The 13,581-nt window shown below is 64.8% G+C and carries 12 protein-coding genes; 5 read left to right on the top strand and 7 right to left on the bottom strand.

Annotated features, from left to right (window positions below; all coding sequences use genetic code 11):
* Positions 1 to 258: 258 nt before the first annotated feature.
* Complete coding sequence (locus tag CD790_RS33435; protein WP_144387152.1) at positions 259 to 918, bottom strand: response regulator transcription factor; 660 nt, start codon at positions 916 to 918, stop codon at positions 259 to 261.
* 578 nt (positions 919 to 1,496) lie between these two features.
* Between CD790_RS33435 and CD790_RS33430 the strand changes: the two genes are divergently transcribed.
* The 4 genes from CD790_RS33430 to CD790_RS33410 all read left to right on the top strand — a co-directional run bounded on the left by CD790_RS33430 (position 1,497) and on the right by CD790_RS33410 (position 5,962).
* A complete protein-coding gene (locus CD790_RS33430; RefSeq protein ID WP_144387151.1) occupies positions 1,497 to 2,012 on the top strand; it encodes a helix-turn-helix domain-containing protein in 516 nt (171 codons plus the stop codon).
* Between the two features lie 492 nt (positions 2,013 to 2,504).
* Positions 2,505 to 3,767 carry an MAB_1171c family putative transporter gene (locus CD790_RS33420; protein ID WP_260868094.1) on the top strand — a complete coding sequence of 421 codons (1,263 nt, stop codon included), beginning with the start codon at positions 2,505 to 2,507 and terminating at the stop codon, positions 3,765 to 3,767.
* Entirely contained in the window at positions 3,764 to 4,984 is a 1,221-nt protein-coding gene (locus CD790_RS33415; RefSeq protein ID WP_144387148.1) for a cytochrome P450, read from the top strand. Before CD790_RS33420 ends, CD790_RS33415 begins: the two co-directional genes overlap by 4 nt.
* Before the next feature lie 228 nt (positions 4,985 to 5,212).
* A complete protein-coding gene (locus CD790_RS33410; RefSeq protein WP_144387147.1) occupies positions 5,213 to 5,962 on the top strand; it encodes a transposase family protein in 750 nt (249 codons plus the stop codon).
* Positions 5,963 to 6,040: 78 nt separating this feature from the next.
* Here CD790_RS33410 and CD790_RS33405 read toward each other — a convergent pair whose 3' ends face one another.
* The 3 genes from CD790_RS33405 to CD790_RS33395 form a co-directional block, all read right to left on the bottom strand.
* Positions 6,041 to 7,186, bottom strand: a complete 1,146-nt coding sequence (locus tag CD790_RS33405; protein ID WP_144387146.1) for an SMI1/KNR4 family protein — start codon at positions 7,184 to 7,186, stop codon at positions 6,041 to 6,043.
* Positions 7,187 to 7,196: 10 nt separating this feature from the next.
* Positions 7,197 to 7,391, bottom strand: coding sequence for a hypothetical protein (locus CD790_RS33400; protein WP_144387145.1), 195 nt, complete (start codon positions 7,389 to 7,391; stop codon positions 7,197 to 7,199).
* Between the two features lie 912 nt (positions 7,392 to 8,303).
* Positions 8,304 to 8,942: an RICIN domain-containing protein gene (locus CD790_RS33395; protein ID WP_144387144.1), complete on the bottom strand. Its 639-nt coding sequence runs from the start codon at positions 8,940 to 8,942 to the stop codon at positions 8,304 to 8,306.
* A 152-nt stretch (positions 8,943 to 9,094) separates the two neighbouring features.
* On the opposite strand from CD790_RS33395, the gene CD790_RS33390 reads away from it, so the two are divergent.
* On the top strand, positions 9,095 to 10,171 hold the full coding sequence (locus tag CD790_RS33390; protein ID WP_144387143.1) for a helix-turn-helix transcriptional regulator: 1,077 nt from the start codon (positions 9,095 to 9,097) through the stop codon (positions 10,169 to 10,171).
* A 656-nt stretch (positions 10,172 to 10,827) separates the two neighbouring features.
* Here CD790_RS33390 and CD790_RS33385 read toward each other — a convergent pair.
* The 3 genes from CD790_RS33385 to CD790_RS33375 form a co-directional block, all read right to left on the bottom strand.
* On the bottom strand, positions 10,828 to 11,256 hold the full coding sequence (locus CD790_RS33385) for a hypothetical protein (RefSeq protein WP_144387142.1): 429 nt from the start codon (positions 11,254 to 11,256) through the stop codon (positions 10,828 to 10,830).
* 255 nt (positions 11,257 to 11,511) lie between these two features.
* Complete coding sequence (locus tag CD790_RS33380) at positions 11,512 to 12,696, bottom strand: IS701 family transposase (RefSeq protein ID WP_144387141.1); 1,185 nt, start codon at positions 12,694 to 12,696, stop codon at positions 11,512 to 11,514.
* A 174-nt stretch (positions 12,697 to 12,870) separates the two neighbouring features.
* The coding region (locus CD790_RS33375; RefSeq protein WP_144387140.1) for a transposase at positions 12,871 to 13,581 on the bottom strand (711 nt) is incomplete at its 5' end.

Below are 13,581 nucleotides of genomic sequence, written 5' to 3'. Positions count from 1 at the left end.
TGCATGGTGAGCTTTCCGAACGCGCCGATCTTAAGCGCAGTGGGCTTGGAGTACATATTCCAACTCCCTCATGTTGTTGATCGATGGATTAGCCGGTGCACCAGCTCGCGCGATTTTGCGATCTCGCGCTATTCGAGAGTACGGACGACATCATCAAGAAGTCCATGCCACCAGCTCGGAATTCCCGACAAAGCTACTGGGGTTTCTGTCATTAGCGGAGTCAATTCCTGCCATAGGGATGTCAGGATGCTGCCCTAGTCAGTCGACTGATGCAGCGGATGTGGCTGACCTGGAGAATCCTGCAGGGTTCTGGTCGGCAGCCAGTAACCCCCACCGAGCAGCCGCAGCGATGGCCTCACTGCGGTTGCGGGCACCGACTCGGCCGTAGAGATTTCGCACAAGTCGGTACATCTGCCGTTCGGAGTAGCCGGCGGATCTGGCAACGTCCGCGATCGATGTACCGGAGGCGAGCTGGTGCAGCAGATCCATCTCGGGTCCGCTGAGGACCAGCGCGCTAGGCGCCGCGGCCGTCCGGTCGGCGAGCGCCTGCGCGACCTCGGACGGGAGGCGGCTATTCCCCCGTAGCGCACACCGCACCGCCTCCCCGATCTCTTCTATCTGTGCGTCGTGGCCGACCACTCCTTGCGCCCCGGCGGTCAGGGCAGAGCGATAGTCGTCCACGGAAGGCTTTTCGAGCAGTGCGATGACGGCCCGAGACGGCCAGGTCTGCCTCAGCTGAGAGATCACAGCTGTGCATTCCGGGCGGGCGTGCAATAAGCAGGCATCCCACTCGATCTCATCGGAAACATCGATACAGTCGGATTCATAGATGATGAAGCCCGACTCCTTAAGGCCGAGCGCCAGTCCGTATCGAAAGGCTGGTGCGCTATGAACGACCAGAACACCTTTGTTCCGCATCAAATCCTCATGCGGTCGGCCATCAGACACTTCTTCCCCCTGTTGGTCTGGAACAACTTCCGTGAGCTTCGCGTCCGAGTCGGCGGGATTACACGAATAGCCCCCGGCCGAAAGGCCGCCTACTCGCGAGTTGAAAACTTATGCACTGTTCAGTGTTTCCGCCACGGCGAGGTGCTACTGCGACGGCTCCGCTCCACAGCTTCGCCAGCGCGCGAGCCCATCGGCCCGACAGGTACACCTTGGACTCCGCAGTCGCATTTGAAAGGGAGTGGGATCGATACGCCGGGCGCCAGGATCTTCTGGCGGTCGAGAAGCGGCGGCAAGACCCCGACCGTCCGCTGCCTGGTCAGAGCGGCCGACCAAGGCTCCACATTTGGCCGGACGGACATCCGTCTGCTCAGGGCGCCACTAGAGTGGATCTCCGGAGATTCCCCAGCGGCGTAGTGCTCGCGCCCGCCCAGCATGCTGCGTTTCCCTCTCATCAGCTCCCTCCCCGCAGCAGGGATCGCAGCGCAGCCCGGCACTATGGCAACATGCTGCACTTTGGTGCAGCATCCTGCAACGAGAGGCGGTGAAAAGTGGACAACCAGCGCGGAGCATCTGAAACAGCAGAGACTGCCGACCTGGAGGGCTACGTCCGCGCCGTGAAGACGGATCTCGCCACGCGGCTGAGGCATGTCCGCCAGCACCATCCAGAAGGGCCCTTTACCCTGGCCCAGTTGGCCGAACGCGCTGGGGTGTCAAAGCGCACTCTGGCATCGGCTGAGTCTGCAGATGGCACGAACCTAACCATCGAGACGCTGGTGAAGGTGGCATACAGCCTGGGTATCCAGCGCCCAGCCTACTTCCTCGACGATCAAGTCTTCCGGCAAGTCAACGTCGAACTGGAGACGGTCAAGGAGTTCCGGCGGCGCGGGGTGCACAGCGTCGCCTTGCGGACGGCGACATCCTCAAGCCCGGCCGCCGCCTCAGTATCGGCTCTGTCCGACCTCCTTCAGGGGATCCTCGCCTCCGCGAAGGCCGCCCGTGACACCCTGCACGAGCTGCCCGCGGCCGATGGCGGCGAGCCCAACGCAGACGATGGCGAGCTGTGATGGTCACGCGGTGGCGGCTCCGGGCAGGGGACCGGCAGAAGGCAAGTCTCCAGCAGCGCTGTGAAGCCCTCGTGCGGGACCTGAATCTTTCCGCGCACACGAAGCTGACGGTTCAGGGGCTATGCAACCACTTAGCGCACGTGTACCGACGCCCGATCCACCTTGTGCCACTGCCTCTGCCCCTTGGCAGTCCCGACGGCATATGGGTTTCCGCGGACGGCGAGGACTACATCGTCTTCGAACAACGCCTCGCTCCAGTACACCAGCATCAGGTCATCCTCCACGAGATCGGGCACCTGATCTGTGGTCATGAAGCAGCCCCGGTGATGACCCCAGAAGCCTCCCAGCTACTCCTGCCCTCCCTCGACCCAGCGTTGGTACGACGGGTTCTCGGCCGTGAACATTCGCACTCAGAGGCCGAAATCGAAGCGGAACTCGTCGCTTCCTTGATTGGGCGCCAGATCAGCACGTGGAGCGTGGAACGCATCCGGAGTGTTCCACCCGGCGCCCAAGAGCTCATCGTTCGGCTTTCCGCGCTCGAAAAACCCGACACCCGAGGAAGAGATGAATAGCATCCTCTATCCGACCTGTGCGGCAATGGCCTTTCTCGCTCTGATCTACAAGTTACGTGTCCTGCGGACTGACCGATCGGTCACCCAGGTTGCGTTGATCGGAAACTTCTTCTTCCTGTCCGTCACCTACACTGTCTCAACTCCAGCCATATGGGCAGCGACTAGCCGCACAGTAGGGGTCGTCAACTTCTCCGGCTTGCTTACGCAGAGCTGCGTGATCCTGCTGACTGCCTGTCAACAACTCATATTGCTCCATCTCTCTTATAAGCCGGAAGTCGCCTGGCGAAAGGCGATTCCACGGCTGATCGCACTCGCCACTGCCTTGATCGCTATGGTGGCCCTATTCTCGGCAGCTACCCATCAGCGAGAGGCACCGAACGACTTCGCTGTGACCAAGGCCCAGTACTATCCCGCCTACCTTACGGTCTATTTGCTTGCCTATGCCGCCAACCAGATCGACGTAGGAATTATGTGCTGGCGCTACGCCAAGATCGCGCCTACCCGATGGCTACGCCGTGGGCTCTTCCTCATCGCAATGACCCTTCCCTTCGCCATGATCTACATTGGGTGTCGCACGGCAGACATCGTTGCCGGTCAATTCGGGACCAGCGGGCATGCTTGGGAGCCCGTTGCCCAGATCGCCGTGACTATTGCCACTATTACAAAGACACTTGGATGGACTCTGCCCGACTGGGGTCGCTACCTTAGTGCCCTGTGGGAGCGGATCGACTGTTACCGCGCCTACCGTGAGCTGGGCCCGCTCCACAGCGAAGTCACGGCCCAGGTGCCCGAGTCCGTGCTCCGTCTGGGTCCGGGCATGGATCTACGCACCCGACTATACCGCCGCGTGGTCGAAATCCGTGACGCCCAATGGGCGCTGCGTTTGTGGATGGTTCCCGCCTTGACCACGGAGGCCAGGCAGCGGGCCGCAGCTGCCGGACTTCACGGCATTGAGCTGGCCGCCACAATAGAGGCGGTCCAACTCAGGGCCGCACTTCAGGCGAAAGCCCTAGGCGTTCTGTCGGCCCAGCACACAGATTTCCCCCGCACGGCCGAGCCTGAGGACCTCGCTGCCGAAATCACCTTCCAGCGCAAGCTGGCTCATGCCTTCACCAACTCCCCGGTTGTCACAGACGTTATCCGGCAGTCCACAATCACTCCCGGCTCCAAGGAACTCGCATGACAATTCCGTTCCCGCCCAGGGTGCTTCCTCAGCCATTTGACAGCGCGCATTTTGCCGATCCGTATCCAACATACGCGCGCCTCCGTGACGGGGGCCCTGTTCACCGGATCGCGCTTCCCGACGGCTCCCCCGTCTGGCTCGTGACCAGAGAGGCTGACATCCGCGCCGGGCTCACCGACCCGAGACTTTCGGTGAACAAGGCCCACTCCAGCACTGGCTACACGGGCTTCTGCTTGCCGCCCGCCCTCGACGCCAACCTCCTCAACATCGATCCGGATGACCACCTACGGCTACGACGGCTGGTCTCCAAGGGCTTCACCCCCCGCCGCATCGAGGACTTGCGTGGTCGTATCCAGTCCGCAGCCGACGACCTCTCCGCGCGTCTCGCTCGCCGTCTCACCACCCGTGGCTGTGCCGACCTGGTCACCGAGTTCGCCAACCCGTTGCCGCTCGCAGTCATAGGTGACCTGCTCGATGTCCCCGAAGCTGACCGGCTCCCCTTCTCCACCTGGGTGGGCACCATGCTCGCTCCCGAACACCCAAGTCAGGTCTCCGAAGCGGTGGACCGCATCCACCGATTCCTGATAGGGCTCGTCGCTCTCCGGCGCGCGACACCCGGTGACGACCTGCTCTCCGCCCTGATCGCCGCCCGCGACGAGGGCGATCGGCTCAGTGAGGATGAGCTGGTCTCCCTGGCCTTCCTGATTCTCATGGCCGGCAGTGAGAACGCCCAGCACATCATCAGCGGCGGCCTGCTCGCGCTGCTACGCCACCCGAGGCAGCTCGCCATCCTACGCACCACTCCTGACCTGCTGCCCGCGGCCGTCGAGGAGATCCTGCGCTACGCGCACCCCAACCAAATGGCCATCCGGCGCTTCGCCACTGAGCCGGTCCAGATCGGAGGCGTAGCCATCCCAACCGGGGACACCATCCTGCTGTGCCTGGCTTCCGCCCACCGTGACCCTGCCCGATACGCCCACCCGGATTGTTTCGACCTACGCCGTGAAGACAAGGCTCATCTCGCCCTGGGGCACGGGCTGCACTACTGCCTGGGTGCGCCCCTGGCACGGTTGGAGATCCAGATCGCGCTGGGCACGCTGCTCCAGCGTTTCCCCGGCATCCGGCTCGCGGTCCGCACAGAGCAACTCCAGTGGCGCGCGTCCTTCCGGTCCCACGCCCTCAAGGAACTGCCCATCACCATCAGTGCGGCTCCATGAGATCTGCCAGATGGCGCGACCATGCCAGCGAAGGACTCCTATCCCACGCCGGTGTTGGCAGCTCAGCACTGCGCACCTCTTGGAGACGCCCCGCGACCACTTTCAGGTTCAGTGAGCTTCTTCAAGTTGCTCACCGATCGGGTGATGGGCCGTGAAGCGCAACGAACGAGGCCCCCGAGCTGTTGATCGAGATGTCTGACGTCTCAATCACGTTGCTCGGGGGCCTCGTTGGTCATCCATCCTGCCGCACTTGACCTGCCGCATGCGCTGGTGGAGTGGGTCACCATGCTGGTTGTCACCCGTGAGGGCGACCGGCGCTGCAAGCTCCGTCCGTCTCAGCGGGCGATGGTGGCACTGGTGTACCTACGAGAGCACACCACTCTGGCGAAGATCGCCGCCGGGTTCGGGATCAGCGAGTCCACCGCCCACTCCTACACCCGCGCGGTCGTCGACCTACTCGCCGAACGAGCACCAGGTCTGCTCAAGACGCTGCGCGAGCACGATCCCGACTTCATCCTGCTTGACAGCACCCTCGCCGAGTGCGACCGGGTCGGCGACGGCCGGGCCGACTACTCCCACAAACACCGGCGCCACGGCGTGAACGTGCAGGTCGTCACCGACCCCTGCGGCCGACTGCTGTGGCTTTCGCCCGCCCTGCCGGGCCGCACACACGACCTGACCGCCGCCCGCACCCACCGGATCATCCGGATCTGCGAGCGCCAGGGCGTTCCCATCCTGGCTGATCTCGCCTACCAAGGCGCAGGACCGTGGCTGACGACCGGCATCAAACGCAAGCCACTCCAGGGACTCACTCCCACCGAGAAGACCCTCAACCGGGCGCTGGCCGCAGCACGAGCGCCCGTTGAACGCGGCGTCGCGAGTCTGAAGTCTTGGCGGATCTTCCGCAGGTCCCGGTGCAGCCCCAACCGCATGACGTCAATAGTCAAAGCCATCCTCACGCTGGAGCGGCAGCGCTGAAGAAGATCACTGTGATTGAGCGCTTCGTCTGGCGATAACCGTCACATGAAGCGCTCACGCGGAACCGAAACCCTGGGGTCAGTCCTGATCTTGGGTGTACTGAGCCGCGTACCAACTGGAGTCGATGGCGGGGTTGCGCAGCGCCCCCCAAAATCGGTCGTCAGGTATCGGTGGCAGTGGCGGATGGCCCAGGTCCGCATGCAGATCCGCACGCCAGTCGAGGGTGAAGTGACTTCGCATGTTTGCGCTGTCGCACACGGACCTGTACGGGGACCCCCAGATCCCGAGCGCTATCTGCTCCGCGGCCCACCTGCGCGTGCGCTCTCGTCCGGTGTCGGCCTGCGCAAGCACCGCGCGGAGTCGCAAGGCGAGCGGGCCGGTCTGGTCCGGTTGTGGCGGGGCCACGCCGCGCTCCCAAGCGTCCAGGGCTGCCTTGACCTCCGGGTAGTTGTTCAGGCCCGTTTCGACCGCCAGTCTGCGCAGCTGCTTCCGCGCGGCGTCGACCACCCGCTCATACGGCAGGGTCGCGATCAACGCACCGAGTTCCTCATGCCCGTCCAGGTGGCTCACATGGAGGAGGTCGGTGGGACTGAAGGACAGGTCCAGCTCCGGGAGCTGCTCATCCGGTCCGGGAAGGGGCTCGTCGGCACTGGGCTGCGGCCTGGCAGGCAGAGGCCCCTCCCAGAACAGCCGGCCGTTGAACGTGACGACACCAGCGTCCTGGCCGCGCTCAAGCTTGCCAGCCAATTCGGCCAGATACTCACCCAGCGAGTCGGCTTCTCCGAAGCTGGTGCCGGTCTCGTCGAAGAACCGCCCGATGGCGCCGAAGGAGTCCCGCCCAGTACGGCAATCCATCAGAAGACCGTCCGACGTCACGTCGTAAGAACCGAACTTCACGTAGTCGTGAAGCCAGTAGCCCTCGGTCTCCCCGTCGAGGCCCTGGTTGATGCCGCGCATGAACCCGGTGTCCCCGAGGATTCCGCTCACTCCGAGCAGCCGGTCGCCCGTGCTGAACCGGAAAGCCTCAGGTCCCTCCAGCGCCCCGTTGTGCCGGAGGAGTGAAGCGATCAGGTCCGGAGGAAAGGTGACCCCCAATTCCTGTTGTGCTGCTGCGATCTCCTCGTCTCCTGCGGGCGGCCGAAGCGTGGCAAAAGTGCGGGGCGCGTGCTCGCGCAGCCACGCGTCGATGCGAGTCCATGAGTCCTGGACCAGGTCTGATGTCATAGGGCCGACCTTAGAGCCGGCGGCTGACAACAGCTTGCTCGTCGCTCACCGGCCTTGCCGTCGGGTTGGCGTTCACGCCGGCAAGCTCGAGTGGACCCTTGTCCCGGCTTGCCAAGCTGTTGGCACCGGGCGCTGCAGCCGCCCGCTCGACACTGAAGCGCTCAGTCGTAATCACCCGATCGGTGGCCAACTCGAAGAAGCTCACTGACACCCCGCCGAGGCAGTAAGGGCTACAGGCCCTGCCGGTTTTAACCAGGCTCGATATGTCCGAAGGAAACGAAACCCAACGCACCATCAACTGGTTCAAGCGGCGGAGTGCCCCTCCTACCACGGTAGGAGGGGCACTCCGCCGCTTGGCGGGTAGGAATCCTCCTCTGGCCCCTGCCGGTCTTGTGACAGTCACCTATACGTTGTGAGAGTAATTCAGCCCTGCTGAAGAGATTTCAAATCAGATCAGAGCCTGAGTCACTTCCCAAATCCCGGAAGCTTAGGAGCTCACTGTGAGAAAACTAGTCAGAGGTTTCATTGGGTCCGCAGCGGTGGCATCATTCGCTTTCGCGGGAGTGGTCATCACCTCCCCTCCGGCGAGCGCCACCCCCCGCGACTGTACGACGTTTCTGCGCAATCATGGCTACGTGATCGGGCCTGTTGCGAAGGCGTCATGCAATGCTGCTGAGAATGGGAGTGGTCCCGCGAAGCTGGCGTGTCAGCTTACGTTACAGGACATCGGCGTCAAGAGGTCTGACGCCAAGACGGCTTGTTCACTCAGCTCGAAATAGCACGCCATTCAAGGGTGAGAAGCTAGCCCGTCCATGGAAGGCATATCCAACTCATCTGGCCGATCTCGTCGGCGCTGGGAAAATGTCGTAAATGATGTCCCACCGGTCGGCGACACCGGAAGGTTCGGGATCGTCGCCGGCCGGTGCCGGACACAGCGCACTCTAGCGGGAATATGCCACCAGTACGGCATCGGGAGCAGTGAAGGCGGCGGCCAGGGTATCGAGTTGCACGGACGAAGCCCCGCCCATCCACTTGGATGGGCGGAGGCTTTCGTTGTTTCAAGCCCTCACAGCAAATAGGAGAACGGATTCTTCGCACGCTGCGGCCACACAGTCCCCTACAGCCAGTGCTGGTACTTGTTCCTATCACCCTCGTACCAGTTTGTGTACACCGACCCGTTGCGGTTGCTGTCGAGAGCGCGGACTGTCGCGACGTTTGCGAGCTCCCAGCCGGCGGGCCTCTTTATCTCTGCCCACATCTGGTTTTTATTTCCATCCTCGCACTTCCTCACGTACGCGCTGCCGGCTTTGTTGCTGTCGAGGCACCACCACCTACCCCGGTTATCCTTAGCCCGCAAAGTGTAATTTCCAGTGTCAAGGCGGGTCTCGTACCATTTCTGGTACGGATTGCTGCTGTAGCACGGCCTAGCTTGGACATCGCCGCTACTCAACCCGGGCATGAGCTCCAGGCACTTGCCGGTGGCCGCGTTCTTCCATGTGACGAAGCCGTCAGCTGATGCCGGGCTGGAGGCGGTGAAGCCGCTGGCGGCAGTGCTGGCAGCCGCCGGGGGCGCCTCGGCGCCGTCCCGGCTCTCGGCTCCGGCGCCAGGTGCCGTGGCGCTACCGCCCTTGGCCCCCACCGTCGAGCTGATTCCCGTCGTCCCGGCCGAAGCGGCGCCACTGCTCAGAACGAGGGCTGCCGTGGCCAGCGTCGCTGTCACCGCAACCTTACGCGTCCAGCTGCCTGTTGCGGTCATAGTTTCCCCTCTTCTGGGAGCGCGGTCAGTGCTCACTTTTCCTTCTCGGCGCCGGTAACGGCTGGCGCCCGGAATTGAGAGTCAAACAGGTGGACGAGACCTGGGAGAAGGTAATTCGATCAGTTTCGAAAGTCGGGACATGGAAGGCGCACGTGATCACCATCCCCCTGAGCGCTGACGCGCTGGCGGCCACCCGGTTCGCGGTCTCGCCTCTGATGCACGCCGGTGCGGTGCTGCACCCGTGTCGGCCGAACGCGGTGCCCAACAGCTCCTTGCCGAACTGCGAGGTCACTGACGTACTACAAGGCAAGCGGCTGCACCTGCTGGCCGCAGTACGAAAGCTGGTCCACGCCTTCACTCCGGCCTTCTATGCTCCGGTCTTCCTGACGCCCCCGCCGCCCGCGGGCCGGGCCCCTGATCCGCACGAGGATCTCCACCACGTCGCCACCGCCCCCAGCCATATCGTGGCCCCGCAGATCAGCCGACTGCTCGGCGCCGAGCCGCACCAGACGCCGACGGCCTCGGCCGCGCTGCGCACCGTGCGTAACGCCGTGGACCGCGGCGAGCGGGACTTCGCCGAGCGAATCGCCCGCGAGATGAGCACATTCTGGGACATGTGCCTCGCCCGGCGGTGGTCGGCCGTCGCCGCCCACGCAGAACAGGACATCACCCTGCGGACCCGGATTCTCGCCCACTACGGCATGGGCAGCACACTGGAGTCGCTGCACGAGGCGTTTCGCTACGGCGCCAGTTCCCTCCGGCTGGCCGACCGACTCAGCGCCGAGGTACCCGGCGGCACACCCTTGGTCCTCTTCCCCTCACCACTGGCGCACAACTGGCTGCTCAACGTCGCTCCCCGCGGGGAGCGCCCGGTCTACCTCATCTACCCCACGAGTCCCAAGACCGCGCAAGCCCTACCGAACGGAGCGGCACAGCAGGCGCTGGGCAGGGTCATCGGTCCTACCCGCTGCACCCTGCTGGCCGACCTCGATGTGCCGCGCACCACCACGCAGCTCGCCGCGCTCCACCACCTGAGCCCCTCGACCGTCTCCTACCACCTCGCCCGGCTCCACCGGGCCGGGCTGGTCACCCGGGCCCGGATCGGCAATTCCGTGTTCTACCAACGCGGTCAGCGAGTGCTCGGGGACCTTGTAGGCGACCCCGTCCCGGCCGCGACTGCTGCGACTGAACCAAGCCCCGAGCCTTACAGTCAGCTACTTGGGGTCTGACAGCGTTGGCGGCGACTCGAACTGAGCGGCGCAGGAAGGAGGCCCTGGAACGACAACAGATACGTGACCAGGCTGCGCGCGATCGCACTCAGCTTCGCGAACTGCGGGCCAAGCAGCAGAAATGGCGCAGAGACCGCAGGCAAGCTGCTACCAGAGCCTGATGGACGCTGCCCATGAGGCTCAAGGTGTCATTTGGTAGCTGGTGCGGCTCACACTGGAGCCGTTCGACCAGCATCGGTATGACATCAGGCGGGGGTCCGCGATCGATGCCGTTCGCGCGACTCGCCGCGCAGCCGACGCAGTTCAGTTGGAAGGGCTGGCAGAAGTTGCCCAGGCTGCCGAGGAATATGCGAAAGCCGTAGATCGGCATATCGTGCCGCCGATTGAGGCCCTGATGCAGATGAGCCAGGGGCCACTGAGCGAAGAGCAGCGCGAGCGTAATCTGTCAACTGCTGCCGAGACGAACGCCCTGGTAGAGAGCTGTCAGCAACGCTTCGTTCCCCTGGCTCGCCAGGGGCTGGACGAATTGATAGAGGACATCGAAGTCCCTTCCTCTCCGGGACGGCCGTGGATGATGTGCAACCGAGCCCAATGGCGGGATAGCGGCGCCGCGCGAACCTGCGCGTTTGGGCGTCGACGGCCCGACCTCGTGCTGTTCAGGTGCGGATCTGGTGGGGCAGTGCGCCCGCCTGGGACTGCTTCAGGTACCAGCTGATCTCGTTGGGGAGCTGGTCGGCGTAGCGCAGGAGCCGTTGCAGGGTGCCTTCGTACAGCGGGTCCGTGCGCGGGCGGTCGAAATCGGTGAGCCGCCCGGCCCATAGGGCAGCCGCTTCCGTCGGAACGTCGTCGCCGAGTTCGGCAGCACACTCGATGACGCCCTCCACCGCGCGGAGCAGCTCGAGGCGCTCTTCCTCGTGCCGGTCTCGCAACTCGGGCTCGCATGCGATCAGCAGGTCGGCGCACGGGATCGACAAGGCATCGCGCAGCTGGCCGAGAGTCGGCTCCTCGCACAGCGCCGTCACCGCGGCCGCCGACAGCGCGGGCCGGCCGCCCACGACGCGGTCCAGGATGCTGGTGCCGAGCACCGCGGCCACGCTCGCGTAGCGGTACGCCGCGCTCGTAGCGGTCGGCCAGGCGGCCGAGCCGGAGCACCGGCCTGGCGGGCGCCGCGGGCTAGTACTGCAACGGTGTTTGCTGTGAGGGTTTGGCAGGGTCTGGTGGTGTGTGGCCGCGTCGTTTGTAGTGGCTGATGCGGGCTTGGTGTTGTCGTCTGCGTCGCCAGTGTGACCACTGCAGCACGTGGTCGACGGGTGCTGGGTGGCGGTGGGTGAGGCGGTGGATCAGGCATCTGAGCTCGGGAAGGCTGAGGGGGACGAGGTCGCAGGATCCGTTTCTGCTTTCCCGGTGTCGAGTTCGCGGGCCCGCAGGACGGTGAGGCAGGCGTGGGCGGCCATGGCCAGTGTCATGTGGCGGTGCCAGCCGTCGTAGCGACGGACCTGGTAGTCGTCCAGGCCGCATTCCTGCTTCGCGCTTTGGAAGCATTCCTCCACTGCCCACCGGCTGCCGGCGACACGGATGAGCTCGTCGAGTGTGGTCTCGGCGGGGCAGTAGGCGATGTAGTAGGAGATCTCCTGCGGCCGGCTCACGCTGCGGCGGGCGATCACCCAATGCCGGCGGTCTTCGCGGTGCCAGGGACGGACCTCCACCCTGGCCCAGTCGTAGACCCGTGGCCCGTGGGCGCCGTCGCCGCTGGAACGGCGCTTCCACTTCTGCCTCGGGAGACCGGGAAACAGGTCGTGGACGGGGTGGTCCATGGCCCAGCGGGTGACGACGGTGTCGTGCCGGGTCGTGGCCATGACGTGGAAGACATCGGCCCGCTCCAGCTCGGTCCGCCAACCTTTGGAGAAGCCGTAGGCGGCGTCCGCGGTCACCCACCGGAACGGGATCTTCTCCGCGATGGCCCGGCGGACCATCGCCCTTGCGGTGACGACCTTCGTCTCGAAGGCGACCGTGTCCTCGATGCCGGCGGCCCGGCAGCGTTCACGGTCATCCGTCCAGGACGTGGGCAGATACAGGCGGCGGTCGATCAAGGTGCGGCCACGGCCGCCGGCATAGGCGAGGAACACCCCGATCTGGGAGTTCTCCGTCCGGCCGGCGGTGCCGGAGTACTGCCGCTGGACCCCAGCCGAGCGGACTCCCTTCTTCAGGAATCCCGTGTCGTCCACAATCAGCACCGCTTCCGGGTCGCCGAGATGCTCGACGACATAGTCCCGCACGTCGTCGAGGACCTCATCAGCGTTCCAGTCGATTCGGTTCAGCAGCCGGTGGATCCGGTCCGGACCCGCATGCCCGGCCTCCTCGGCAAGCGTCCATCCGTTCTTCCGCTCCAGCGGAGCTATCAGCCCCTGCATATAGGCAAGAGCCGACTCCCGCGGCTCTGACCTGGAGAAACGGTGCACGAACCGCTCATGCAAGGCCCTCAATTCACCAGCCCACGACCGGGCAACAGCAAGTTCCCCACCCATGACGCAACCAACGACCAAACTGGCCAGCAGTCACGGCAAGCACCGTTGCAGTACTAGTAGTGCTTTGTTAGGTGGTGTCGTAGGGCTGCCATGGGACGGTCTGCTGGCAGGTGGGGCAGGTTGCGGTCCAGGTGGCGATGAGGTGTTGGAGGAGGTCCAGGGCCTGGTAGAGGGTCAGGCCCTGGCAGGAGCTTTGGGGCTGTTCCGCTGTTCGGTGAGGAACAGGTGGGCGGCGGTGACGAGGGTGACGTGCCGGTGCCAGCCGATGAATGAACGGCCCTCGAAGTGGTCCAAGCCCAGGGCGGACTTCAGTTCGCGGTAGTCGTGCTCGATCCGCCAGCGGGCTTTCGCCAGACGGACGAGGTCCGTGGCGGGAAGGTCGGCCGGCAGGTTCGAGATCCAGTACTTCACCGGTTCCGCCTCGTCTTCGGGCCACTGGGCGATCAGCCAGACCAGACCGATCGTGCCGTCGGCGGCGGGCTTGGGCCGTCGGCCAGCGAGGCGCACGCGCAAGAGCACGAAGTGCGAGCTCATCGCCGCTTTCGAGCCCTTGCGCCAGGTCACGGTCCGCCCCCTGCCGCGGCCTGCGGCCAGCACGTGCTCGCGCAAGGCCGCCGGGCGGGTGCGGTAGCGGGGCAGCGGCCGGGGACCGAGCCCGCCGTAGTCGGGCTGATATGGCACCGCCTCTTCACCATGGGCGGTCATCTCGCCCTTGATCTGGAGCATCCAGGCCAGGCCGCGTCCGTCCAGACCACGCCGGAAGTCGGCGTTCGCGCCGTAGCCGGTGTCCGCGACCAGGACTGCGGGCCGCAGACCGGCGGCGGCGAGGTCGTCGAGCATGTCCAAAGCGAGCTGCCACTTGGGCCGGTGGTGCTCGGTATCGGG

The organism is Streptomyces sp. SAJ15, from assembly GCF_007595705.1.
Taxonomy (GTDB): domain Bacteria; phylum Actinomycetota; class Actinomycetes; order Streptomycetales; family Streptomycetaceae; genus Streptomyces.
The sequence above is the reverse complement of the archived record's forward strand: the minus strand, read 5'-3'. Positions and strand labels throughout refer to the sequence as shown.

Bases quoted from the DNA above. Each gene is read 5' to 3' on its own strand.
- CD790_RS33435 (WP_144387152.1), bottom strand. From the start codon at position 918: ATGCGGAACAAAGGTGTTCTGGTCGTTCATAGCGCACCAGCCTTTCGA.
- CD790_RS33415 (WP_144387148.1), top strand. From the start codon at position 3,764: ATGACAATTCCGTTCCCGCCCAGGGTGCTTCCTCAGCCATTTGACAGC.
- CD790_RS33405 (WP_144387146.1), bottom strand. From the start codon at position 7,186: ATGACATCAGACCTGGTCCAGGACTCATGGACTCGCATCGACGCGTGG.
- CD790_RS33395 (WP_144387144.1), bottom strand. From the start codon at position 8,942: ATGACCGCAACAGGCAGCTGGACGCGTAAGGTTGCGGTGACAGCGACG.
- CD790_RS33380 (WP_144387141.1), bottom strand. From the start codon at position 12,696: ATGGGTGGGGAACTTGCTGTTGCCCGGTCGTGGGCTGGTGAATTGAGG.